The sequence below is a fragment of the Vibrio kagoshimensis genome (genome assembly GCF_050337535.1).
Taxonomy (GTDB): Bacteria; Pseudomonadota; Gammaproteobacteria; order Enterobacterales; family Vibrionaceae; genus Vibrio; species Vibrio gallaecicus.
This window is the reverse complement of the sequence record NZ_JAKJSZ010000006.1, coordinates 85430-110243: the sequence shown is the minus strand read 5'-3', so window position 1 is coordinate 110243 and position 24814 is coordinate 85430. Positions and strand designations below refer to the sequence as shown.

At 40.3% G+C, this 24814-nt stretch carries 23 protein-coding genes; 9 read left to right on the top strand and 14 right to left on the bottom strand.

All coding sequences use genetic code 11. From position 1 onward, the window contains the following. Positions 1 to 10: 10 nt before the first annotated feature. A complete protein-coding gene (locus tag L4C37_RS06785; protein ID WP_273293912.1) occupies positions 11 to 943 on the bottom strand; it encodes a DMT family transporter in 933 nt (310 codons plus the stop codon). Positions 944 to 1229: 286 nt separating this feature from the next. Here L4C37_RS06785 and L4C37_RS06780 point away from each other — a divergent pair, with 286 nt between their 5' ends. Together L4C37_RS06780 and L4C37_RS06775 are read left to right on the top strand one after the other, a co-directional pair. Next, positions 1230 to 1382, top strand: a complete 153-nt coding sequence (locus L4C37_RS06780; protein ID WP_167494014.1) for a hypothetical protein — start codon at positions 1230 to 1232, stop codon at positions 1380 to 1382. Between the two features lie 273 nt (positions 1383 to 1655). After that, positions 1656 to 2573 carry a permease gene (locus L4C37_RS06775; RefSeq protein WP_137372891.1) on the top strand — a complete coding sequence of 306 codons (918 nt, stop codon included), beginning with the start codon at positions 1656 to 1658 and terminating at the stop codon, positions 2571 to 2573. 120 nt (positions 2574 to 2693) lie between these two features. On the opposite strand, the gene L4C37_RS06770 is transcribed toward L4C37_RS06775, so the two are convergent. From L4C37_RS06770 to L4C37_RS06750, 5 genes are all read right to left on the bottom strand, one after another. Beyond that, positions 2694 to 4118 (bottom strand): aspartate kinase, encoded by a 1425-nt coding sequence (locus tag L4C37_RS06770; RefSeq protein WP_429768201.1) that lies wholly within the window; start codon positions 4116 to 4118, stop codon positions 2694 to 2696. 189 nt (positions 4119 to 4307) lie between these two features. Then, positions 4308 to 4694 carry an ectoine synthase gene (locus L4C37_RS06765; RefSeq protein ID WP_137372889.1) on the bottom strand — a complete coding sequence of 129 codons (387 nt, stop codon included), beginning with the start codon at positions 4692 to 4694 and terminating at the stop codon, positions 4308 to 4310. A 14-nt stretch (positions 4695 to 4708) separates the two neighbouring features. Beyond that, on the bottom strand, positions 4709 to 5974 hold the full coding sequence (gene ectB, locus L4C37_RS06760) for a diaminobutyrate--2-oxoglutarate transaminase (protein WP_137372888.1): 1266 nt from the start codon (positions 5972 to 5974) through the stop codon (positions 4709 to 4711). Positions 5975 to 5993: 19 nt separating this feature from the next. Further along, on the bottom strand, positions 5994 to 6539 hold the full coding sequence (ectA, locus tag L4C37_RS06755) for a diaminobutyrate acetyltransferase (RefSeq protein WP_429768200.1): 546 nt from the start codon (positions 6537 to 6539) through the stop codon (positions 5994 to 5996). Between the two features lie 483 nt (positions 6540 to 7022). Then, entirely contained in the window at positions 7023 to 8123 is a 1101-nt protein-coding gene (locus tag L4C37_RS06750; RefSeq protein ID WP_429768199.1) for an alpha/beta hydrolase, read from the bottom strand. Between the two features lie 164 nt (positions 8124 to 8287). On the opposite strand from L4C37_RS06750, the gene L4C37_RS06745 reads away from it, so the two are divergent. The 3 genes from L4C37_RS06745 to L4C37_RS06735 all read left to right on the top strand — a co-directional run bounded on the left by L4C37_RS06745 (position 8288) and on the right by L4C37_RS06735 (position 10765). Beyond that, the gene (locus L4C37_RS06745; RefSeq protein WP_429768198.1) at positions 8288 to 8992 is read left to right on the top strand and encodes a response regulator; all 705 of its coding nucleotides are present in this window, start codon (positions 8288 to 8290) and stop codon (positions 8990 to 8992) included. Between the two features lie 36 nt (positions 8993 to 9028). Continuing rightward, positions 9029 to 10360 carry a sensor histidine kinase gene (locus L4C37_RS06740; RefSeq protein ID WP_429768197.1) on the top strand — a complete coding sequence of 444 codons (1332 nt, stop codon included), beginning with the start codon at positions 9029 to 9031 and terminating at the stop codon, positions 10358 to 10360. Between the two features lie 117 nt (positions 10361 to 10477). Further along, complete coding sequence (locus L4C37_RS06735) at positions 10478 to 10765, top strand: Bor family protein (protein WP_137372883.1); 288 nt, start codon at positions 10478 to 10480, stop codon at positions 10763 to 10765. An 88-nt stretch (positions 10766 to 10853) separates the two neighbouring features. Here L4C37_RS06735 and L4C37_RS06730 read toward each other — a convergent pair whose 3' ends face one another. The 3 genes from L4C37_RS06730 to L4C37_RS06720 all read right to left on the bottom strand — a co-directional run bounded on the left by L4C37_RS06730 (position 10854) and on the right by L4C37_RS06720 (position 12939). Continuing rightward, a complete protein-coding gene (locus L4C37_RS06730) occupies positions 10854 to 11183 on the bottom strand; it encodes an AzlD domain-containing protein (RefSeq protein ID WP_137372882.1) in 330 nt (109 codons plus the stop codon). Further along, on the bottom strand, positions 11180 to 11914 hold the full coding sequence (locus L4C37_RS06725) for an AzlC family ABC transporter permease (RefSeq protein ID WP_429768196.1): 735 nt from the start codon (positions 11912 to 11914) through the stop codon (positions 11180 to 11182). Before L4C37_RS06725 ends, L4C37_RS06730 begins: the two co-directional genes overlap by 4 nt. Before the next feature lie 188 nt (positions 11915 to 12102). Then, positions 12103 to 12939, bottom strand: a complete 837-nt coding sequence (locus tag L4C37_RS06720) for an AraC family transcriptional regulator (protein ID WP_137372880.1) — start codon at positions 12937 to 12939, stop codon at positions 12103 to 12105. A gap of 283 nt (positions 12940 to 13222) precedes the next feature. Between L4C37_RS06720 and L4C37_RS06715 the strand changes: the two genes are divergently transcribed. Together L4C37_RS06715 and L4C37_RS06710 are read left to right on the top strand one after the other, a co-directional pair. Further along, a complete protein-coding gene (locus tag L4C37_RS06715) occupies positions 13223 to 13558 on the top strand; it encodes a hypothetical protein (RefSeq protein WP_429768195.1) in 336 nt (111 codons plus the stop codon). 221 nt (positions 13559 to 13779) lie between these two features. Then, on the top strand, positions 13780 to 14541 hold the full coding sequence (locus L4C37_RS06710; protein ID WP_429768194.1) for a transporter substrate-binding domain-containing protein: 762 nt from the start codon (positions 13780 to 13782) through the stop codon (positions 14539 to 14541). A 214-nt stretch (positions 14542 to 14755) separates the two neighbouring features. On the opposite strand, the gene L4C37_RS06705 is transcribed toward L4C37_RS06710, so the two are convergent. Genes L4C37_RS06705 through L4C37_RS06695 form a run of 3 tightly spaced genes read right to left on the bottom strand, consistent with a single transcriptional unit; the run spans position 14756 to position 17605 of the window. Next, positions 14756 to 15541, bottom strand: coding sequence for a metal ABC transporter permease (locus tag L4C37_RS06705; RefSeq protein ID WP_137372878.1), 786 nt, complete (start codon positions 15539 to 15541; stop codon positions 14756 to 14758). 2 nt (positions 15542 to 15543) lie between these two features. Next, complete coding sequence (locus tag L4C37_RS06700; protein WP_429768193.1) at positions 15544 to 16440, bottom strand: metal ABC transporter solute-binding protein, Zn/Mn family; 897 nt, start codon at positions 16438 to 16440, stop codon at positions 15544 to 15546. Then, the gene (locus tag L4C37_RS06695; protein WP_429768192.1) at positions 16430 to 17605 is read right to left on the bottom strand and encodes a TonB-dependent receptor; all 1176 of its coding nucleotides are present in this window, start codon (positions 17603 to 17605) and stop codon (positions 16430 to 16432) included. The genes L4C37_RS06700 and L4C37_RS06695 overlap by 11 nt, the downstream gene beginning before the upstream one ends. Before the next feature lie 139 nt (positions 17606 to 17744). On the opposite strand from L4C37_RS06695, the gene L4C37_RS06690 reads away from it, so the two are divergent. Further along, the gene (locus L4C37_RS06690) at positions 17745 to 19037 is read left to right on the top strand and encodes a YncE family protein (protein ID WP_429768191.1); all 1293 of its coding nucleotides are present in this window, start codon (positions 17745 to 17747) and stop codon (positions 19035 to 19037) included. Positions 19038 to 19125: 88 nt separating this feature from the next. Here the strand turns inward: L4C37_RS06690 and L4C37_RS06685 are convergent, their stop codons facing one another. After that, a complete protein-coding gene (locus L4C37_RS06685; RefSeq protein ID WP_429768266.1) occupies positions 19126 to 20652 on the bottom strand; it encodes a methyl-accepting chemotaxis protein in 1527 nt (508 codons plus the stop codon). Between the two features lie 666 nt (positions 20653 to 21318). Here L4C37_RS06685 and L4C37_RS06680 point away from each other — a divergent pair. Then, positions 21319 to 22668: a sensor domain-containing diguanylate cyclase gene (locus L4C37_RS06680; RefSeq protein WP_429768190.1), complete on the top strand. Its 1350-nt coding sequence runs from the start codon at positions 21319 to 21321 to the stop codon at positions 22666 to 22668. 118 nt (positions 22669 to 22786) lie between these two features. On the opposite strand, the gene L4C37_RS06675 is transcribed toward L4C37_RS06680, so the two are convergent. After that, complete coding sequence (locus L4C37_RS06675) at positions 22787 to 24709, bottom strand: sensor domain-containing phosphodiesterase (protein ID WP_429768189.1); 1923 nt, start codon at positions 24707 to 24709, stop codon at positions 22787 to 22789. Between the last annotated feature and the right edge of the window lie 105 nt (positions 24710 to 24814).

The window sequence follows — 24814 nt, the reverse complement described above, 5'->3', positions numbered from 1 at the left end:
CAGAATCATGTTATTTGCTTACCTGCTTAACATTAGATAACCCTTTCCATAAACGCCCGTCGATAGCTGAAAGTCCTAAAGCAATTAAAGACATGCCAATAAAATGGATAGGTTCAAGGGTTTCATTCAAAAAGACGTACCCAAGTAATATTGCAGACACAGGAACCAATAAGGTGACAAGTAGTACATTGGTAGCACCAGCTAATTCGATTATTTTGAAGTACATAACATAGGCAAGAGCAGTCGATACCACAGCTAATCCAATGATTGCGAGCCAAGTCTGTGAGCTAACATTTGATACATTTAGCGGACCATCAACAAACAATGAGATAGGCAGCAATATCATTGTTGATGCTGTCACTTGACCAGCTGCAACAATGATAGGATTAATGCCTAGAGTTTTAAAACGGCGGCTATAAACGCCAGCAAATGCGTAACAAATAGTCGCTGTAATTACGGCAAGCTGCGCAAGTAAACTCCCCCCGCCGCTCAAGGCTGGTAAACCAATCATAACCACCACACCAATAAACCCTATTGCTACACCCATAATTTTTAAAGGCGTTGGACGCTCATCGGGTAACAATAAACCAGCCACAATCACAGCCGAAATTGGCGTTGCTGCATTCAAAATAGACGCTAAACCAGAAGCAATTTGAGTTTGACCCCAAACAATCAACACAAATGGAATAACATTATTTAATAAACCAACTTTAAAAAAGGCTCCCCAAATACTTAGCTCTTTAGGTGGTTTCAAACCAAGTAGTAAAGCGATAAACCATAATGTTAGCGCTGCAATACCAACTCTTAAAGCAACGATGGTTAATGGCGGTAATTCATTGACGGCTATTCCAACAAAGAAAAAAGAGCCACCCCAAAGCATTGAAAGTAGTACCAGCATTATCCATAAGCGAGTACTCATAGAGGTTGAGATAGCAGATGTCATAGCGAACAGTCCATGTAACTGAGTTGAAATTGCATACTAGCGGCATCCATATCAATAAGACACGTATTTATTCACGAATTTAACGATTGAGCTACAAGTCACATGGTTCTATGCGGCTAGGTTTACCACTTACATTTCCATATATCAGCAATACCTTTCACCGACTCGATAAACAAATAATGCTAATCCTAACGATAAATAACCCGATTAGGTCAGCTCAAGACTATCTGCTTTAATCGCGCTCAGACAATTGTCCTGTTCTATTTTCTATTATTAGGGTATTTAAATGTTTTCAATTGATGACGTAGTAGTAGCTACAAAAGGTATCGAGCTTGGTGAGATGACTGTAACTGGCATCAGCGCAGGCGGTTTCTACATTCATGTAACGGTTGATGGTATGGCTCTGACTTACCCAGCTCAAGACCTTAAAAAAGCATAGTTCGTTGCTAGCTTGACCACTACAGATATTAATAAAGGCAGCCTCGCGCTGCTTTTTTGTTTTGCCCCTTCCAGAAACCTACCAATTTTCATCTTCAGAACCAACATAGATACAATTACCACTAATTTAATACAGATCAATCACTTAACAAAAAACTCAATAATCAAGCTTTGTATAAAACAAAATTATTTCCAACTTTATCGAAATATATATTGATCTAACAAATCGACGAGCGTATATTTCGACTATTCCAGAAATATGAAGATTTAGATTATGTTTAATATTACACAAGATATGATAATGGACACTTTAGGCATGTTTGCCTTTCTAGCAGTTGAACTAACAATCCTATTCTTACTGATTAGTTACATTGTTGGTGTACTGCAGCTATACATTCCACCAGCAAAAATTCAGAGCATTCTTAGCGGAAAAAATGGTAAAGGTTACTTTATTGCAGGGCTATTAGGAGCAATTACTCCGTTCTGCTCATGCTCAACGATTCCTTTCTTAAAAGGTTTACTACGAGCAAAAGCTGGCTTCGGTACTATGATGGTATTTTTGTTTGCTAGCCCACTTTTAAACCCAATTATTATTGGCTTATTTGCCGTAACCTTTGGTCTTAAAGTAACTGCGTTCTACTTTGCCATTGCGATGGGTGTATCCGTAATTGCTGGTTACACACTAGAAAAGCTAGGCTTCGAGAAATATGTAAAAGAATCAGCGTATATTGAACCGGAGTCTAAAGGTTGTGGGTCATCATGCGGGGCTAAAGCAGCGCCAGTGAATAAGTGGAAGAAAATTTGGAACAGCACGTGGTCTGATTTTAAGAAAGTTCTACCTTATTTAGTTGGTGGTATAGCTTTAGGTTCAATGATTTACGGCTTCATGCCAACAGAATTAGTGGCGAGCGTAGCAAGTGAAGATAACCCATTTGCTATTCCAGTTGCTGCCGTTATTGGTATCCCCCTGTACATTAGAGCTGAAGCTGTAATTCCGTTGAGTGCCGCTTTAGCTGCAAAAGGAATGGGTCTTGGGGCAGTAATGGCACTGATCATTGGTAGCGCTGGGGCAAGTTTAACTGAAGTCATTTTGCTTAAATCGATCTTCAAAAACCAAATGATTGCCGCTTTCTTATTCGTAATTTTAAGTATGGCAATGAGCGCTGGCTTCCTATACCAATTTATCTTCTAACGGTTTAGTGCTGAATTCAGCTCACAGGAGTTAAGAAGTTAAGAAGTTAAGAAGTTAAGAAAATGGCACATTCAATCGAATGTGCCATTGGCTTTTTACAAAGTCTTTTCGCGTAATCGACTAAGCCACTTTGCTAGAAAGTTCGCCTTTATCTGAAGAGTTGAAAAATTCACCATGCAATGCACAGATTGCTGGACCATATTCTTTATGACCCACTACAAATTGAACATTCACATTACGCATTGAAGAGTGCAATGCTACAGGTGTCACCCCTTCTTTCATCAAGGCTAAAACACCCTGAGTGAGTGCTTTGTTAGTATCAATCTGAGAACCAATCACAGAAATAAGAGCGACCATTCGGCCTTTAATCTCCGCTTTTGGATATCGCTTTTCAGCTTTATAAAGTACTTTATTCAAACTTTCAGTACTGCCGCCTAAATAATAAGTAATCGAGTTTGCATTCATCTCTTTACCTACAAGGCAAACGTGAGCGTCCGCAATAATTTCCATCAATTCATAGCTCACATTATCCACCTGACCAACCATAGTTTGATCAAATAAATGCAAAGCAAAAACCTTTTCTTTTCCGGCAATAATTTCAACTTTATTTGCCGTCGGTTGATGGTCACTCGAAATCAATGTACCTGCATGCTCTGGCTCAAAAGTATTTTTAATTTGCAGCTCAATATTACTTTCACGTAAGCCCGCCGCGGCATTCGGATGGATAGCTTCCATACCTAAGTTCGCAAGTTGATCCGCCACATCATAATTCGTACGACCAATTGGCAATACTTTATCGGAACCTACGACTCGTGGGTCTGCTGAACTTAAATGATACTCTTTATGGATGATCGCTAAATCCGCTTTGGTAATCGACGCAATACGGCTAAAAGTCATCTCGCTATATCCGCGATCGTAAGTGGACATCAAACCTTCTGAACACGAAGCATAACCAGTAACAATCGGAAGCTCTGTTGTGACATCAATATCAGCGAATACATCACGGATATTGTCATCCAGACTTTTCGGCTTTTCAGAATTCCAACCACACAAATCAACGAACTTGGCGTTAACACCCAAGTTTTTTAACTTTAGTGCTGTATTAAATGCACTATGCGCTTCACCGATCGAAGATAAGAATTCACGAACTTGTGGCAGATAATGGCGTAACGAAAATTGACCATACTGGCAAGTTTCCAAGATATTCGAGATACAATGCTTAGCTTCTGAAATACGAGAACCAATGAATTTATCTGCACGAAGGCGGCTCATTGGATCTGCAAAAATATGTTCATTAGTCAAAAGCATTCGCTGTTCAACATAACTGAGGGCTTCTTCCCAGTTATCATCACGCTTCGCGATGAGCTGATACACGCCAGGTTTACTGGTCTTTTTACACTCAAGCAGTGCGTCTGTCATACCACTGTAAGCCGAAACCACAAATACGCGATTGTAGCGGTTAGTTGGACGTAACATTATATTTTCTAAAACAGCATCAAATGCTGTCATGGATGTACCGCCGATTTTCTCTACGGTATAAGTCATAAGGGAACCTTAGTGTATGAGGTTGGTAGCTTTGAAGGCTTTACTAGATTTTATTACTGCAATAGCTTTGCATACCGATAGCTTTAAAAAAGCTCAGTGAGGCATTACGCCTCACTGAAATGTGGAGCCCGTTACATCAACGGCTGATCTCCACTCGCTCTTCGTCAATTTACAATGAATAGGCTTTACCTAATCAACTAACGGGTAAACACCATTTTCGTCATGCGTTTCTTTACCGGTAATTGGCGGGTTAAAGACACACGCCATTACCATTTCTTTGTCTTTAAACGCTCGAAGAAAATGCTCATCGTGTTTATCAAGTATGTATAACGTTCCCGGTTTAATTGGATACGTCTCACCACCCACTACTTCAATTTCACCTTCCCCACTCATGCAGTACACAGACTCCAAGTGGTTTTTGTAATGAATATGCGTTTCTGTATTTTCATATATCGTTGTGATGTGAAAAGAGAAACCCATATTGTCATCTTTAAGGAGCATGCGGACACTTTCCCATGTTTCCGACGCTACTCTACGCTCACTATCGCGACACTCATCCAGTGTTCTAACAATCATCTTTCTAATCCTTCTTAAGATGCTTTTTTAAAGTGCTTCGCTACTACTAGCTCTACTGCGTTTTCAAAAATACTCAAGCCTTGCTCTAGCTCAGATTCTGTAATAGTCAGTGGGCAGAAAAACTTCACAACTTCATCGTTTGGTCCCGCTGTTTCGATAATCATGCCATTTTCAAAACATGTCTTCGCGATTGCACTTGCGTACTCGCTGTCATTACATTCAATACCAATCATCATTCCACGACCTTTCTGCTGTGCAAAAAGATCTGGATGGCGTTTAACATTGCGCTGAATGACTTCTGAAATTTTTGATGAACATGAGGCAATATGCGCTTCAAATTGATTATCAGACCAGTAAAGTTCAATCGCTTTAGCAGCGGTAACGAATGCATGGTTATTCCCACGGAAAGTACCGTTATGCTCACCTGCTTTCCAAATATCCAATTCAGGGGCAAGTAAAACCACGGCCATAGGTAAACCATAACCACCGATAGACTTAGATAACGTCACCATATCGGGTTTAATGCCTGACGGTTCAAAACTGAAGAATGTGCCTGTACGACCACAACCCGCTTGAATGTCATCAACAATCATTAAAATATCATGCGCTTTACAGATTTTATCTAGGCGCTGTAACCACTCATTAGATGCAACGTTCAGCCCGCCTTCACCTTGTACCGTTTCTAGTAAAACAGCGGCTGGCTTATCCATTCCTGCTGAATTATCTGAAAGCATAGTTTCAAACAATTTAAGACCATCAATGTCGGCATAACCTTCAAATGGAATTCGTGTTACTTGGTTTAAACTCATACCAGCGCCTTGACGGTGGTGTTGGTTACCGGTAGCTGCTAATGCTCCAGCTGTACAACCATGGAAACCATTGGTAAACGCCACAATTGAGCTGCGACCTTTTACTTTTCGAGCAAGTTTAAGTGCTGCTTCTACGGCATTGGTTCCTGTAGGACCTGTAAATTGAACCTTATAGTCCAAACCTCTAGGGTGAAGAATGTCGCGTTGAAGCGCGGTTAAGAAACCAGCCTTTGCTGATGAATGCATGTCTAGACCATGAGTGATGCCATCCATCTCAATGTAGTCCAGCAATGATTGCTTCAGCTCAGGGTTATTGTGTCCGTAATTCAGTGATCCTGCACCAGCAAGGAAATCTAGGTAACGTTCGCCTTTGTCTGTTTCTAGCCAGCAACCTTTCGCTTTTGTAAAAATGACAGGGAAGCTATTTGAGTAAGAACGTACTTTTGATTCTTGCTTGTTAAAAATATCCATGATGAGACCGTTTGGTTTCCTATTTTTTAGAATTGTTTAACGGGATTCGATACAAATATTCCGTATCGTGCTTCCCTTTAAAATGTGTTTTTTCATCTAGAAATGTGCTGACTTCACCCTGCTGATCATTCTCGGCGTCCAGTTTTTTGAACAATGCCCAAGAAGCGGCGTTATCTTCCGTTATTGTCGTTTCAACAGCCGTTACAGTATTAAGGAAGTCTCGTCCGAGTAATTCGCTAAGCATTTTAAAAGCTAGCCCTTGACCTCTGAAACGGGGAGAAACTGCAACTTGCCATACGAATAAAGTATTTGGATCGTCTGGTTTTCTGTAACCAGAAATAAAACCGGCTATTTCACCGTTCGATCTTGCGATGATACAAGTTCGGCTGAAGTGTGATGACTGAAGGAAGTTGCAATATGATGAATTAACATCAAGAGGAGGGCATGCTGCAATGAGACTGAAAACTTCATCACCATCTTCTGCTGATGGCTCAGAAAAGATCCATTTTTCGTTAGGATCTTGCTCTATATCGGGATACATCATCCAAGGTACTGATGTGATCATGTGTAAATACATTTCCTTTGTACTCTAAGCAAATTTCGCCGTTATTAGGCACAGAACTGTTCTTCAAAATCAAAAATACCCGTTTATTAAGCTCAAACTTGAGACTTAAATCACAAAAACAAGCCAGATCGACCTTAAATAATTTAATTAGATCTCTAATCTTTTTATTGAATAAGCATTTAAAAAAGCCAATTACGCGGTATTTTGTTTATAAAAAAACCCTTAAAAACAGTCAAAACAGAAAGTAATACACCAACTCTTAGGTCTGAAATTATGGGTATAAAAAAACAAAAACCAGTACAAATAGTGAACCGAGAATATGACAAATATACGAGTAAGAGGGTGATCAAAGATGGAAGGAAGTTTGGTTAGAGAGAAGATTTTTATAAAAGAAAAGAGACAGACTGTTACGTTTATATTCGCAACAAACTGCCTCCTTCATGTATTTAAGAGTGTCAGATATTTCAACCTAATGTGTATTTGCTACTTTATTTGAGTAATGAAACTATATTTATCTGAATCCGCTTTGGTTACCCAGTGTGCTCCGCTTGCAGGTGCTGAATCCAAAGTAAACAGATAAAAGTCGATGCCCTTATCGCCCATCATTTTTTTGAAATAGGTCGCCTGCTTACGATGGCTTTCGTCAGTATATGGGAAGTCTTTCGCTGTCTTGTCCCCCTGCCCCCAACTATGCACCCCTATTTGTTGATTTTTCTCGATCGCTTTTGCCGCATTTGAACGAATCAAAGTACGCTGTTTACCTGCTGAAAATAAATCCGTCCCGCCAGAGAAAACAGAACCCGTTGCCGTGACAACCGTGTCCATATCGTTATCTTTAATCAAAAGTCCGGTATACATATTAATGTCATCGTCAGCACTTCCTCCAATATGATTGTTAAATTGCATTTCCATATTGGTTCCTTGGTTCGCTTTCACAATTTCATCCAACTGTAAGTAAGTTGTATAACCCAACGTTGAGTTAATTCTTTCGCCTGTACCATCATCTGCAAAAACAACTTTATAAAACTTATTGAACGCAAATGAAGTTTGAATGTTGACTTGGTTATCTTTCACTTGTGGGGTCAGTAAAGTTGAGCCTATGCTACCGATGTGCTCTTCAGCTTCCGTGTAGAACTCCACCTGAACTGGTCGCTTCTTATCTGATGTAGCGCTACTAATCAATGTGGTTTCATTTGAAACAGAACGAGTGGATTGGCTACATGGGAAGGTCTCAAAGTCTTCTGCGTTTTGATAAATAACACAAGGCTCAGAACCCTCTGCACTTTGTAGGTAAAGATCGACACTTTTACCATTACTGTCTGACAATTTAATGAGTGTCGCTTCGCCTAACGCTTCGGCGAATTTCATACTTGAATAGGTAGTTCCATCATAAGACAAACGCATCACTTCAAGTATTTGTTGGCGTTCACCCACTAACTGAGCCTTAGCTTGCTCGGAAAAATCATAGTTTGCTAAAGGCTTATTCACTGTACTTGGTTTAGTCGAGCTGCCAGGTGATCCAGAGTTGCATCCAGCGAGAATCATAAGAGGAGTAGCCAGTAAAAGAGTACGATAAGATTTCATGTGTTTGTCCCAGTTTTGAGTATGGGAGAATTTTATGAGTTAAAAGTGTAATTTACTGTCTTGGTTATGTATGGAAATGTCGTTTACCCCGTTAGAATACAAACCATTAAAGGTGCTCTTAACTTAAGAACTACAAAGCATAAGTACAACAAGGTTGATACAGAATGACACACCCAACAATGCTTATCATTGAAGACGACTTAAAGCTGCAGAAGATGTTGAAAGATTACTTCATCACACAAAACTTCGATGTCACTGCTTTAGACGATGGTAGTAACGCCGCACAAACGATCATCAATGAGCAACCAGATATTGTTCTACTTGATTTGATGCTTCCTGTAACTGATGGGCTGACAATCTGCCGACAGACACGCTCCCAATACCAAGGTAAGATCTTAATGCTGACTGCAAGCGATGATGACTTTGACCACGTTGCGGGGCTTGAAACTGGTGCTGATGACTATGTGACTAAACCTATCAAGCCGCGCGTTTTGCTTGCGCGAGTTCGGTCTTTGCTTCGTCGTCAAAGTAACTCAGCCGCTTCGATTGAAAACCCGGATCACATTAGTTTTGGAAAACTTGTTCTTAAAAACAAGTACAAGAAATGTGAGTTAGCGGGTGACTTACTACCTTTGACAGATAGCGAATTCGATTTGCTTTGGTTACTGGCAAGCAACCCTGACGAACCTTTATCTCGTGATTACCTTACCCAAGCATTACGAGGCATTGAGTACGATGGCATCGACCGGACTATCGATAACAAAGTGGTCAAACTGAGAAAACTGCTTGGTGACGACAATGCTTCAGCAGAAAAGGTGCAAACAATCAGAGGAAAAGGCTACTTGTTTGTTTCAACGGCTTGGAATTAACGACGCTCAAATTGAGCGTGTGAAAAGAGAACGCTAATGCGACGTATCTATCTAGAATCCATACTCGGCTTAATCGCTTGTTTTTTAACGGGTGTGATCACCTTTGAAATCAGTGTTTATCAACTCAATACTGATTATGAGTACGTACTGCAGGACTACGAAGCGGTCGCCCATCAGCAACTTTTAGAAAATATTGCCCAAAGTCAGGGTTTAGAAGCCGCTCAGCAAGCCATTAATGAATTTGCGAATACCACTAGGCTTGTTCTAACCGTTTACGAACCGAACGATACTGTTCCGGACTTAGCTGCTAACTTTTTTGCAAAGAATCCGACTTTGTATACCTTTCATGATGACAATAGAGATCTATGGTTTCGGTTGTCTGATAGTTCCCGTATTTACCATTACTACCCTGATGACCAGTCTTTAGTTCGTGAAAAAATTGAACTCGAAGATAAGTTACTTTGGGTTTTCTTCATCTCTAGTTTTATTGTGTACAGCTTAGGTCATTTATTGATTATTTTCCGACGAGTCAATAAGTTAGAACAGGCAACCTTACGCTTTGCCGAAGGTGATTTATCTTCCCGTGCTGATACTTCAGGAGGAAGCTCAATTGGTACGTTGAACAAATCATTCAACATTATGGCAGACAGGATTTTTCATCTTATTGAAAGTAACCGTTCTTTAACTAACGCCGTCGCTCATGAGCTTCGTACTCCTGTTTTTCGCATCCAATGGCAAGCTGAATTATTAAAAGATACCCCACTGTCGAATGAGCAACTTGCCACCATTGAAAGCATTGTGGAAGACACTGAAGAAATGGAACAAATGGTCGATGAACTTTTATATTACGCAAAACTCGACAATAGCTGCCTTGAGTTAATGTATGAGAAACTAGAGCCCACAAACTTCTTTGATAAAGCAATCAAACGCTGGAGCAAAGAAACCAAGCTTGATATACATTTTGCTCTTCCCCAGCCCCTCAGTACTTCAACACTGTTTTTTGAAGCAGACAAAAAATTGCTCAGCCGCGCGCTAGATAACTTAGTGCGAAACGCTTTTAAATATGCTCAAACACAAATTCTTATTGAACTAACCACTCACGATGATCAATTTCAGATTGCTATTCATGATGATGGTCCCGGTGTTGAAGATGAACATCAAGCTCATCTATTTGAACCTTTTTATGTCGGCAATAAAGCACGAAACAAGGCAAAAAGTGGGCATGGCTTAGGGTTATCTATCGTCAAAAAGATTTGCGAACAGCACAATGGCTCCATAAATATCGAGCGTAGTACCAAATTACATGGTGCGCTTTTTATTATAACTTTACCGCTATGTAATGAATGCGCTGACAAACCTATACAGTAAATCAATAAAAGCTCTGGAATAATATGCGACATCGGTTAGGAGATGCACGAGAACATTTTTCATGATGCACACCTTTGTTACTCCTGACCAAATCATTAAATATTATTTGGAGATACCATGAAAAAGTTAATTCTTATTACTGCCCTATCATTAGTTGCTACTGGTTGTGCACAACAAACGTTCGTAATGGCACCACAAGAAACTGAAGTCACCACAGAGCAATCTCACCACTTCTTTATTAATGGTCTTGCTCAAAAGAAACAAATCGACGCAGCGAAAGTATGTGGTGGCATCGATAAAGTAGCGAAAGTAGAAGTTCAAGAAACATTCGTTAATGGTTTACTTGCTACGGTTACTTTCGGTATCTACACACCTCGTGAGGCTCGTGTTTACTGTAAGGCTTAAGCTCGAACTGGTGTAAACCCTATAAGTAAAATTCTGTAAATAATCCCTCGCTATGAGGGATTATTTATACTCACGACTAAGACGTGGCTTACTTAAATAAGAGGTCAATAACAACTAAGTTGTAAAACAGAAAAACTCCCATCCCCACTCCTATCGTCAGTAATACATTACCTGTCTTCCATATTAGTAACCCAGTGACCAAGGCACCAATCAAATACGGGTTCTCAAAACTTGGGAAAAATTCTTGTTCCGGTGCAAATACAATAGGCCCCCAGATTGCAGTTAACACCGCAGGGCTTGAATAACGAAGGAAACGTCGCGCAGTATTATTAAGCCTTAGTGGAATCGCTGGCTCCAAAAAAATGTAGCGACTTGCAAACACAATCGCTGTCATTAATAAAATGGATAACCAAATCATAGCTGTTCTCCTTCGGCAGTCATCCTTTTGGAATGCCCACGTTGCACATAAGACTCACTAATAAACCCAGCGATCATTCCCGAAATGGAAGCGATCATTAATGCCCCTTCCACCTGATTGACCGTTAGAAATACCGATAAAACCAGAGAAACCAATACGCACACCACCACAGGTAGAGTTTTAATTAAAGGGAAAACCAGCGCGATAAACGTTGACGCTACCGCGAAATCTAAACCAATTTCGTTTAATGAAGGTATTTGGCTACCAGCTATAATTCCGACAAAACTGGCAATATTCCAAATAAGATAAAAACCGCCACCAACTCCCGCTGCATACCAACGGTTGAATTCTTGCTGTGTTTGCCCATTACAAATTGCAAATAACTCATCCGTTAACCAAAAACCCAATAACAAGCGCCAGCGGGCAGGCAAATGGCTGATCTTATCTCGCATTGAAATACTGTAAAGGAAATGCCTTGAAGTGATAAATAGAGTGGTTAATAGCATAGTGCCAAGACCAATCCCCGACTTAAACATGCCCGCAGCAACCAGTTGTGCAGAGCCTGCAAACAAGATTCCAGACATAGCCTGAGCTTGATATACATTTAGCCCGGCATCAATCGCATAGGAACCCGCTAATATCCCCCACGGTATTACTGCGATGCTTAAAGGCATTCCCGCAATAAACCCTTTTCGTAACTCAGTGCGTTTGTTCATTCTTGCGTAATCCATATATTCTTATTATTCGTCACATGCTTTTAATGTAAGAGAGCATCCACTGCCGCGATTGTACAAACTTGCTCTATTGACTGCTTTCTCTATTAGGCTTTTCACGCTATTAACGGCTAGCTAATCAACGACTCGCTCTATAACTGCTAACACTAGAGTCAGACTTACTCATACAACGTCTGATTTTATAGCTAAGCAAGCATCTTTATATACTGACCAGGCGTGTATCCATTCGCTCTTTTAAAGTGCCGATGAAAATGGCTTTGATCGTGAAAACCGCACTCTTGCGCCGTTTCAGAAATGGTATGCCCTTTCTTTAATAACTGACGTGCAAACCGTAGTCGAGCTTGGATTTGGTAAGCGTGTGGCGGTAAACCAAACTCTTTTTGAAAAGAACGCACCAAATGATAAGGACTTAATGCAGCAAGGTTAGATAACTCTTCTAATGACACATCAGCTTGTGGGAAATCATCTAAAAACTCCTTAACCAGTAAAAGTTGTCTCTGAACTTTACCTTCTAATTTTGGAGTAAGTGTAGACTTGCCGTGCTTACTGATTAATTTGACAAACATTCCGTACATCAGTGTTTCTCTGAGTAGGCGGTTGTCAGAAGCATCAATGGTATTGAAAACAAGACGAATTTGATTCGCTAACTCAGGATCTTCAACTACGGCATTAGGAAAATATGGAGCCCCATAGCTGGGTAAATTGAGGTCTTTAGAAATTTTAGCTAACTGTTCTGGTACAGGATACATTGCTCGATACGCCCAACCACCTTCAGATGCCGAATGCCCGCTATGGACTTCATCCGCATTAACTAAAATGATGGTATCTTGCGGCGCGACATGGTGACCGCCTGTTCGGTAGAAGCGCTGAGCACCTTGTTCAATCACACCAATGGTGTAGCCTTCATGGCTATGGCGAGAGAAGTTTTGCTTTTCGTATTCTGCATTGAGGATCTCAAGGCCGCCGAGCTCTTCTGTGATCTTATATTCAGCTTTTTCTTTAGAGCGCTTTTTGCTGTCCATAGCTATCCCCAAGCCTGTTAATCATCAAACGACCTATCAGTCTACTTTATAGGTTCACATGACTTTTGTATAAAATTGCGCATTTAGCATTTATTTAATGAACTTAGACATCAATTTAACGATTCACCTTAATGAGATGAAGATCCTGCTATTTACTCTCTTAGCAAAAAATTGACAAAACACTTCAGTATTCATGCGCATAATCTCTGCCTAAATCAACATTTCGACTCAGACCAAAAACTAAACCAACACCTCAAATCATCGGTAACAGACTAGAAATATAATGAAAATAATCTTAATCCTGCTCTTATTTTTAAGCATCACTGGGTGCACACATAACCAATCTAAAGCTTTAAGTGCTAACACGTCGGCAGTCAATGTCTATCCTCAGTCTATGTCAAACCTACAATTGTGCGACACCTTGTATTACGGGCGTTCAAGCAATCAAACACTGGCTGCAATTGGAAGTGAGTTTAATAGAAGAGGGCTATCAAAAAGTTGGTGTGACCGCGAGACAAACAAGCTCTATTTTACAAAAGCCGTTGATTGGGTCTCTGATAAAGTAGATGACAACCAAGGTTCTGAAGAAGAGTCGCCCGTTGTAGTTCCTGCTATTTAATCCATAAGTTAATTGGTACTAGCTTTAGTTTTAGCAAGTACCAACCAATAAACAATCGTTCCTTTTTTGCATTCAAGTTCTGCTTTAAGAAAAGTTTCAAACCTCTTTCATCTAAATCAAAATCCATCTATGCCTAAGTTCACATCAATATGCATTCACATTGATAAATGTTAACAAATGGTTAATTATCCATATCCATTATTACAATAAGGAAATAACAAATGAAATGGATATTACTTACTTTCGTCAGTTTTTTTTCTGTATTCACATACGCAAAAGATTGGAAACAAATTCGCTTTACTGTTGAGGGGGCTTACCCGCCATTCAGTTGGACAACACAAGATGGTCAACTTGAAGGGTTTGAAGTGGATTTAGCTAATGCTCTGTGCATCGAATTAGGTGTTAAATGCATCATCTCAAAAACAGATTGGGACGGTATCATCCCTTCTCTGTTAAGTCGCAAAAACGATGCGATTATTGCGGCAATGACGATTACTGAAGAGCGGGAAAAGAAGGTTAACTTCACTATTCCATATGCAAAAGTACCGACTCGCTTTGTCATGAAAAGTGATAGAGAAATCAATATGCAGGACGACAGTTTAAATGAGCTTACGATTGGGGTTCAAAGAGCAACCATTGGAGATAAATATCTATCTGAAATTTACCCTAATGTAGATATTCGTCGCTATGGTACTTTTGATGAAGCATTCACAGATTTACTCAATGGACGTCTTGATACCGTTTTTGGTGGTTCAATGGGGCTGAACGCAGGCTTTCTTGAAACAGAACAAGGTAAGGACTATCACTTTACAGGTCCGAAGTTCACTGAAGAGAAATGGTTTGGTCGCGGTATTGGTGTAGCAGTCAGAAAACAAGATAACGAACTCAAAGACCTTATTGATGATGGTATACAAAGACTTATCAATAATGGACAACACAAAAAGATTGCAAGTAAGTATTTTTCATACAGTATTTACGAGTAGTCTATTGGTTTAAAAGAGAGCCGACTATGTTTATAAAGAGAACTAACAATGTTTTCAAAAATCGTGAATAAAGATTTAGGCTCGATTTTTAAGCAATGTAGACAACAAAAAGCCGCTATTAAAGCGGCTTTTCTTACACATCAGTACTTTTACAAAGTTCACCATCCAACACTTATTACTAGTATCGATAACGTTACTTCATTCATACCAAAATTTAGCTGTTCGGCGTACTTGCGACTGAAGCGACCTTTTTAGACACTCCTGATAAAATCACGCTATATAGCAATCCAGAAACAGCCATACTTAACACTACACAAGGTCCAACGGGGAAATCCCAAATCAGAGAGGTATAAAACCCTCCAACGCCTCCAACCATACCGACAACAATGGCTCCTAACCACATGGTGCGATTATTCAGAGCGGCAACAGACAAAGCTGGAATGATCAAGCAAGCAAACTCTAGATACACGCCAAGACTCATCACTAAAGGTGGAATCGCGATGGCAAATAGTATGTAAAATCCGCGACCAGCTAACCAGCTACCACGCCATACTTGAATAGCAAATAAAGCAGCAGCTACACAAAAAACTGGCAGCACGTCACTTGGGCTACTCCAGAGTAAGCGACCATTGAGTAAAGAAGATATCATCTCTTTACCATGCGGGTTGTGGCTAACCAGTAGTACTGCTAAACACGCAGCTAACACATAAAGTAACCCAATTAAGGCTTCTAAATGCTGGTCAACTTTGCGCTCAAGGTAGCTCAGAAGTATCGCCGCAGGCACTGTTAATACCCAAGAAGCCAATAATTTTGAGCTAAACGGTACATCAGCATGTCCAACAGATAGCTGAATTATCAAGACTCCAAGGGCAGCAATTTGCGCCATCGCTAGGTCAATAAATATCACCCCTCGCTTCAAGACTTGTCGCCCAAGAATAATGTTAGCAAACAGAGCAAATAGTCCCACTAAAGCAGGGGCAACTATCCATGAATACGCCACATTTATTTCCTTTGAAGGTTGAGTAGCTGCGCGATGCTATCGTCAATTAATGCCGCTAATGTCTCTGTATTTGGCCTGCCACCTACACTCTGTGCTAGTTCTGATACAGGTAAGGATGTTCGCTCTGATAACCATTTCGCGGCGTCTGTTGGCTGATGACTGGAGTACACAATACCATTAGCATCCTTGGAACTAATTGAGCTCAATGAATTAAGGTGTGCAACTGTCGGCGGTAAACCAGGCTTAGGCTCTAAATCTGCCACTTGCTCGACACCAAGCCATGCGAATAAATAGCGATGGGTTTCGTGGTACCCCACTAACTGCATTCCTTTCAAACTATCACCTAGAGAATGCCAACGCTTTATATGCTTGCGCCAATCTGCACGAAACTTAACCCCATTTCCTTTATACAAAGCTTGGTTGCTTGGATCGATTTTAGCTAATCGTTCCACCAGAGCCTTAGAAATATTCGGAATATCCTCTACTGCAAATTGTACATGTGGATTACCATGGCCGTGCACATCCCCCATAGAACGATCTACGTGATCATGAGTATCTAACATATTCACATAATCTGTTGTCCAAAATAAACCGTCTTTGCCATTTTGAACTTTGCTATTACGGCTCTGACGTTGCAATTCTGGTAGCCAACCAATCTCAAGCTCTGCCCCTGAACAAACCACTAGATCAGCTTTTCGCATCTTTGAAATAAGAGAAGGTCTCGCTTGTACATAATGTGGGTCTTGCATTGCGGTAGTCGCTGAAAAAACCTCGGCATTTGGCGCATGTTGTTTGACTAAAGCCGCCCAGTCGGGCTGACATGTAAATACGTTCAAGCTTGCATTTGTAAAAAAGGAGGTCGCGAGCAAACCACTTGCGATAACGAATTTAGAAAGCATGAGCTGGGTGTGCTCCGAATGACATGATGTACTGCACAGTAAAGATAGTCTGAGATTTTTCGCTTAATTGCTCATGGGTCACCTGAGTACGCACTCGTCCAAAGTGAGAGCCATGCCAATCTAGAGCAATATCCGTTTCTTGGATATCAGATTGAGTCAACTCGCCATGATGATGGTCTACATGCCAGTGAACTTCTCCAGTTACAGCATTCATCTCCCCGTATCGACCGCTCACGGTCCAGTTTGGCGAAAACTGATAAGCTAATTCAGCATACCAACCATAAGCTTGGTCATCTGCATTTGGAATGGATTCCATTTTCTCATCGTAGCGATCATCTATTAACCATGCTTCAGTGGTTGCTCGAAGGTTCTCTTGCTTATAATTTCCTTGTGGCGCCCACTTCCATGTCATATCAACACCATGTATCCATTTACCTGTAACGCTTGGTCCATGTGAGTGACTATGATCTCCATGGTCATGGGATGAATGATCGTGTGAGCCGCCAGACGTTTCTTGGGCAACAAATCCTTCACCATTAGCGTTGTACATAGTACTCAACCCAACACGCCAGCTATTCGATTCATCAACATCATCACCAATTTGAAGGTTTGCGGTATACACGCCAACCGTTGCCGGATCACTGTAGCCAACATCCCAACCTTTTCCGCTAAACATTTCATAACTAGCGGCAATAAAAGTGTCCGTTGGCGCCAACCAAGAAACCTGCACACCATCATCAAAATAATGGCTACCAAACACGGCGCGATAGACAGCGGGTCTGTCACTGAATGCATCTTCATGAAGATGTTTACTGTTGAGGTAGCCAACGTTTGACAGCAATCGACCAGCTTTCACTTTGAAACCCAAAGGCAAACTTAGCGTTTCAACAAACGCTTCTTCCAATTCGAATTCAGTCGCACCACCGTGAGTGGCTAAGACCGTAACCAATTGACCTCGAAAGTTTTGGTCAATGTTGCTACTCAGAAAAATTTCAGAATGACCAAGACCGAATCCTTTATCTCGCATCCCCCACTGTCGAGTTTCACTCTGATAAGCCCCATCTAGCACAACACCCAGATCTACATCAGGCGCACCTACCGCAAATGGCGAAACTAAACTAAGGAGAGAAGCACCATAAAACGCATTTAAAGAGAATTTTTTCACCTAGACCTCTGAATTGTAAATGATTATTACTAACAAAAAGATTGATTGATAATAATGTTATGTTATAACATCTCACAAAGTCAATCATTCAATGAATACTTCTCATTCAACAATTCATAGATTTATAAAAGGAAGTTCTATGCACTTTGCTCCAGGTTTCTTCGGAAAAAGAACACTATTAACATTGTCAATCGCTGCATTTATCAGTGGTTGTTCTGATGGTGAAAACAAAGCCGACACAGGAACACAAGATAGCCAACCTGATCACCAGGAAGAAAATGTAAGCCGAGTCGTGATTAGTGAAGCGGGTAGCAACAATGTTTATGTTTTAAATGCCAATAGTTTTGAAACCCTTGGGCAGTTTGCTTTGCTTAATGCACCTTCAGGGTTAAAAACTAGCCCGGATGGGCGCTATGCATTGGCGCTTCAACGTAGCCAAGACACAGTAGAAATCATAGACAGTGGCGTTTATGCGGAAACTCATGGGGATCACTTCCACCTGCATGCAGATGAACCAGTACTGCTAAGCGATACGTACACGAGTCCAGCACCAACACACTACGACTTAGCCGACCATAAAACTGCACTGTTCTTTGATGGGAATGCAGAAGCTGGCTTAAACGCTGAATTGAAAATTTTGGATGACGCGACCATTGCGGGAGCAAGCCAAATCGCAAGCTACTCATTCACTTATGCAATGCATAGCACAGCTCAAATATTTGGCGAGCATGTTTTTACAGGCATCAAATCAGACCCTGCAGTCGACGGGCTACCAGATCAAGTCGCAGCGCTTGAACTACATGGTGATCACTTCCATGGACCGACAGTTGCGAACGTCACCTGTCCTTCATTGCACGGCAGCGCACAATCAGAAACTCAAGTGGCATTCGCTTGTGATGACGGCGTCGTAGTAATCAGCGATCCTGGCGTAACACCGCAGTACACTAAAATTGTTAATCCAACATCTCTAGAGGCTGGTTCTCGCTTTGGTAAAGTTTTAGGCTTCAAAAACTCTGATAAATTACTTTTCGTAAGCCGCTCTCTACAAGCATTCCAGCTTAATCAGGGAGCATTGGAAGAAATCTCATGGAAAGAGACAAATGAGGAAGGATACCTAACTTATGCCAGCACAGAATCTGCATTCCTAGTGTTGTCTTCAACTGGTAAATTAAAGGTGTTTGACCCATCAACTAGCTTCACCCAAAGTGCCGAAGTGCAACTGTGGGAAACTGTACCAACTCTAGCTGAAGGTCAAAAATTCAGTATCAGTTACGATAAACGAAGCCACCATGTTTACGTAACCGACCCAACGAACAAGGTGATACTAGAAGTCGAGCTACATGAACAGCCAACAGTGAAAACACACCAACTGAGTTTTGTACCAGGTTTAATTACTTGGGCAGGAACAACAAAAGAAGAGCACCACCACTAATCATTAGGTGCTGAAAATAATCAACTTATGTAGATAACAAAACAGCGCAGCTAGACACTGCGCTGTTTTTAATTAGAAATTACTAACACTAGATTCTAAATGAACCAACATGTCGGTCTAACACTTGAGATAAGTCTGCAAGTTTTTGACTCGATTGTTCAAGTTTCTCACTCGCGTCCAAGCCATTTTTAACAGACGTGTTAACTATATCCATATTCATATTGATCTCGTTCGCCACCGCTGATTGTTCCTCTGTTGCTGTTGCGACTTGAGTATTGATATCTAAAATAGCTAAGACTTGCATCGATATTTTTTCCAATGCTTGGCGTGCCATGTCCGTTTCAGTTGTCCCTTCTTCAATCAAGTTTTTACTATTACTCATTGAATTAACAGCATTTTGAGCTTCGGTTTGTAGCTGATTAATCATAGTGTCAATTTCGTCTGTTGACTGCGCTGTCTTGGTTGCAAGGTTACGCACTTCATCAGCAACTACAGCAAAGCCTCGGCCAGCATCCCCCGCACGTGCCGCTTCAATCGCAGCGTTTAGCGCAAGTAAATTCGTTTGCTCGGAAATACCTCTGATAACATCCAGAATGGTACCTATCGATTGAGTATTACCTGCAAGGCTCACTATTATGTTGGATGCACTATTCATTTCAGCTTCGAGGTTAGCAATTGCAGTCGTTGTTCTCTCAATAGTGTTATGCCCTTCTTGAGTCTCACTAGATGCCGTATTTGCTGCACTTGCAGCATTAGCTGCACTCGTCGCAATTTCATTCACCGTTGCAATCATTTCATTCATAGAGGTCACCACCAGCATGGTTTGCTCGTTTTGTTCTTGTCCTCTTTGCAAAGCTTGCTGTGACTGTTCACGTAATGAGATAGCCGTACCATTCAGTTCAACGCCAGTATTCACCGTTTGCGTAATGATCTCATGCACTTTTCCAACAAACACATTAAAAGCCGAAGATATTTGAGCCACTTCGTCATTGCCTTTAATCGGAAGTCGAACCGCTAAATCACCATCACCTTTAGAAATGTCCTGCAGCGTACTTTTTAACACTAAGAGAGGTTGCATCAATTTACTTAATAAAAGCGAAAGGATCAAAAGACAAACAATAAAAATAATCACCATTGAAGTGAGTTGGTACGTGACTATTCCATTTGTTGCTTGGCTTACTTCTATAATGGGAATACCGATATCAAAAGTACCGTACAATTGACCATTGACATAAATTGGAGCCATTATGTCAAACACCCATACCTTCTGAACATCTGCATACCATTTAGAATATTGCGGTACACCTTTAGTTGCACCTTCTACGGTGTAACTGTCTTTATAAACTTTGTTTAGCTTATTCTTGTCACTGTGCGCTATTGCAGTAACATTACTATCAATAACAATGGCATATGTCACATCAGAGCGTTGCTTTAGTTCATCAACAAGTTTTTGTAGATCTCGTACGGGATCGCTTGAATTCTCTAGAATGTATTCTGCATTACCTGCCAAAAAGTCAGCTTGCACTTGAGATTTTTGCAAAATTATCTCATCAATTTTTTCACTAGAAATGAGATACGTTGATGCCATGCTCGCGGCAACTGCGATGCCAAACATGATAAAAACAGCTAATAGGATTATTCTTTTCATTTATATTGCCTCGATGCAATTTTGTTAAAACCTTAAGAAAGAGACCTAATTTCATGATTTACTTCGCAACATTAGGGCTAGCTACCGCTACTTTATCCCCATAGATTCCTACAGCTTTAACAAAATAACCCAAAAAGCATACCGCTATCACATTTATACTGGTAATAAGTCCTTACACATTTATATCAATTACTTTCCAATTAAAGATGAAAGCCGTAATACAACTTCGATTTAAATCTCATACCTTCTTATAAAGTTTCTATATCAGATTAGTTGTTTAAGCAGATACAGCTGCAAGAGTTGTGGTTCGAGAGCAATAATAACTAGTGTTGCTAAAAGAAAAACGACTGCCTATTAACGCTATAAATATTCATATCGTTATCTATGCTCTACTCTCTGGATTTTCCGAAGGAGCTCTTGTGTTGGAAAATACTTCAGGGGGCTAAGTAGTACTCTGCTGTTGCAACCATTCAAAAATTGCTTGGTGAGATACCTAGATGTATGGAGTTATCTATAATTTTATTAATCTGTTATTTAAAAAGAGCGGATTCCCTTTGATAAACCTACTTAAGACTATACTGATTTAGTGCCACCTGTATTTCACCCAATAAGCATAGGTAACCTTCTATAGGTATGAAAAAGTTTAAATCACGCACCTTTATTCCGGTCAAGTCATTGACTCACATAGTCGCGTGGCTCTTGTTTGCTATGGTAGTTGCAGTGGCTAGTTGCCTATTGTTTTTTTTAAATTCACTCGATCAGATTACTACCGATGAATTAGACCAGCGGGTTCATTTAGCGCAAAAGCTTGAAGCCAATCATGGTCGAGATATTCTCGAAGAGTATACATATTGGGATGAAACTTATTTGAAGGTAGTCATTGAAAGTGATGCTAACTGGATTGAAAACAATTCAGGAAACTACTTGATGGAAAAAAGTGATCATGATTTTAGTGTTGGGGTTATAGAGGGAGATAAAGAAGCTTATTTCATTAAAGGCGTTGATGCTCAAAACCTAAGCTTTGATGAAATAAAGAACTCACTTTTTGAATTGATGAATTTAGCACAACAGCACAATACAGAGACTCAATTAGCTCACGGGCTGTTTCGTTTTAATTCGGATGTTTATCATATCGTTGGTGGTCCATTAATCGATGAAAGATTGAAAAGCCCGAGACAAGGGACCTTTTTAGCCCTCGGGAGACGTATTGACACCGAGTATTTGAGTGAGCTTGAGAAGAATTATCAGCTATTCGACCTTAAACTAAGCTACAGCCCTAAAGGTCTCAAATACTTTACAGCCCTACTTGCACCTTCTGGAAATGCCATTGCATATTTATCATGGAAGCCTCAACTGCCGAGTCGGGATATTATTCCAGTAATAATTCTCATATCTATACTATTTACTTTCATTATTACGAGTGTAATGAAAATTCTTCTCCAAAAAGAACAAGCTAGCCGAGAAGAATATGAGGATAAACTCTTTCTCGAAGCCACTACCGACTCTCTTACTAAAGTGAATAATCGACGCTACTTTATGGAAATAGGCTCAAGAGAGCTTAATGCCTATAAACGCCTAGATGAGGGGCTATTTACCGTTTTAGTCCTTGATATTGACCACTTTAAAGCGATTAATGACCAGCATGGTCATAGTGTAGGTGATAAAGCTTTAACGCATTTTGCTCAACTTTGTCTCAAGGAACTCAGAGAATCTGATATTTTTGGCAGAATTGGAGGGGAAGAATTTGCAGTTGTTCTACCAAATACGAACCTTGAAAAAGCCATCGAAGTCGCTAATCGAATTCGAGCCCTCGTTGCCCAAACTCCCTTTGTTTCAAAAGACAAGCCCCTCCATTTAACCGTGAGTATTGGGGTCTCCGTTCTGACTAAACAAGACCAATTAGAAGTCTTGATTGAGAAAGCAGATAAAGCTTTGTATGACGCTAAAAATGAAGGAAGAAATAGAGTCGTTATTTACAGTTAGCTTGAGTTTTGGTTTTGGTTTTGGTTTTGGTTTTGGTTTTGGTTTTGGTTACCCATTTATAGATTCAATTACAAACAAGTAATCAAAAGAAAACCAATTTATTAATAAAAAGAAAGAATTAGCTAAAGTAGCGCTTCTCAAATAAATCCGCAGTAACTGGCTTACCGTAAAGATAGCCTTGACCATAATCACACTCTTCAGATTTTATGAAGTCATCTTGAGCTTGCGTTTCAACCCCTTCAGCAATGACATGCATGTCTAACTTCTTACCAATCGCAATGATCGCTTTAGAGAGCTCTCTATCCTGCTCATTTTTTTCTATATTGGTGATAAAACAGCGATCAATTTTAAGGGTATTAAAAGAATATTTCTGCAAATAACTTAATGATGAATACCCAGTCCCGAAGTCATCCAATGACACCCGTACCCCGAATTGTTGTAGTTTCTTGATCGTGTGCTGCGCAACATGTTCATCTTGCAACAAAATACCTTCAGTGATCTCTATTTCCAACGCCGATGCTGGCAAGTTGTACAAACTTAAAAGGTTTTCTATATGTTCCGCAAAACTCGAATTCCTAAATTGAACTGGCGAAATATTAATCGCAATTCGAAAGTTTTGGGGTTGTATGACAAACCATTTAGCGACTTGAGCAATCGCGGTATGTAATACAAAATTACCGATCTCATTTATCTGCCCATTACGCTCAGCCAAGTTGATAAACTGATCTGGTGGTACATTACCTAAAATAGGGTTATTCCAACGCAATAAAGCCTCAGCTCCAATCACTTTATTATTTTTAAGACAGAAGAAAGGTTGGTAGTTAAGGCTCAACTCTCCATTTTTTAGGGCATCGACTAAATTTGATTCAAGGTGATATCGCTGCTCAATATTTAACTGAGTTTGTTTCGTAAAAAATGTGTACGGGGAGCCATTAACCTTGCTAATGTCCATCGCGGCTCCTGCTTTCTGGATCAGCTCAGCCGCATTTTCAGAGTCTGACGGAGCTTGGGCGATACCCATACAGCAAGGGATGGTTATGGTAAATTCAGCAATCATAAACGGAGTATTACTGCTCGTAATAATCTGATTAATCAGTTGAATCTCATCAGTAGAGTCACACTTAGGTTGTGCGATGACAAATTCAGCTCCCGCAACCCTAGCAAATAGAGTATCACCTCTTAAAAAGCTCTGAATACGCTGAGTAAAGAGCTGCAATAATTTATCACCAACCACATAACCGTAGCTATTATTGATCGACTTAAAGTTCCTTAGCCCGAAATAGATCACCGTTGTATTAGCTGGAATGGAAGCATTTAACTGTTGAGTCAGGGAACTTATAAAACTTAAACGATTAGGTAAACCTGTGAGAGCATCATAACTTTTGTAGTAATCCACAGAGTCTTCTATAACTCTACGTTCCTCTATCTCTTTAATCAGTTTTTCACTCAACTTCGCCAGCTCTGTAGTTCTTTTCTGAACATTATTTTCAAGTATCTGATTCAGACATTGCAACTCAGACTGTTGATACAAATGCGCTAAATTAGCATTTATGCCATTTTGAAAGCGTTCCAATAATTGCCGATAAGATTGACTGTATTCTCGCTCTTGATTATCTAACATGCATATCGTGCCAAATGGGGTCTTATCCGGCCAAGTCAAAGGTAAACCACAGTAGGCTATCATTCCTAGCTTAATATCTGGGTTCTGGTCCCATTCAGGATCCTTAAGAGCGTTCGGTATATGCAGTTCACTCTGATTTTTAATGACCGTTTCACAGTAAAGCCCATTTCCTAGAACTTCACTATCATGTCGATTATAAGGGTTGCCTTGAGTATTACTCGTCGTAAAGACTGAAATATCAGTCGCTGTTACTTTCATTATTAGCACAGCAGGGCTATCGACAATTTCAGCTAATAGGTCAAGTGTCTTCTGCCAACCATTGAACATATCATCAGGTACGTCGATCTGAGATGTATTAATATCCACATGACCGAATAGGTGATCATATTGCAGCTTTTTTAGCTCGGCTTTATAGGGCATTAAATTACATCCTTGGATTTTTCACTGCTAATAAATTTAGTGACTAAGTAAGAGTATGTGGAATTTATTCTTTTAAGTCATGTATATAAGTATATTAATTAGAAT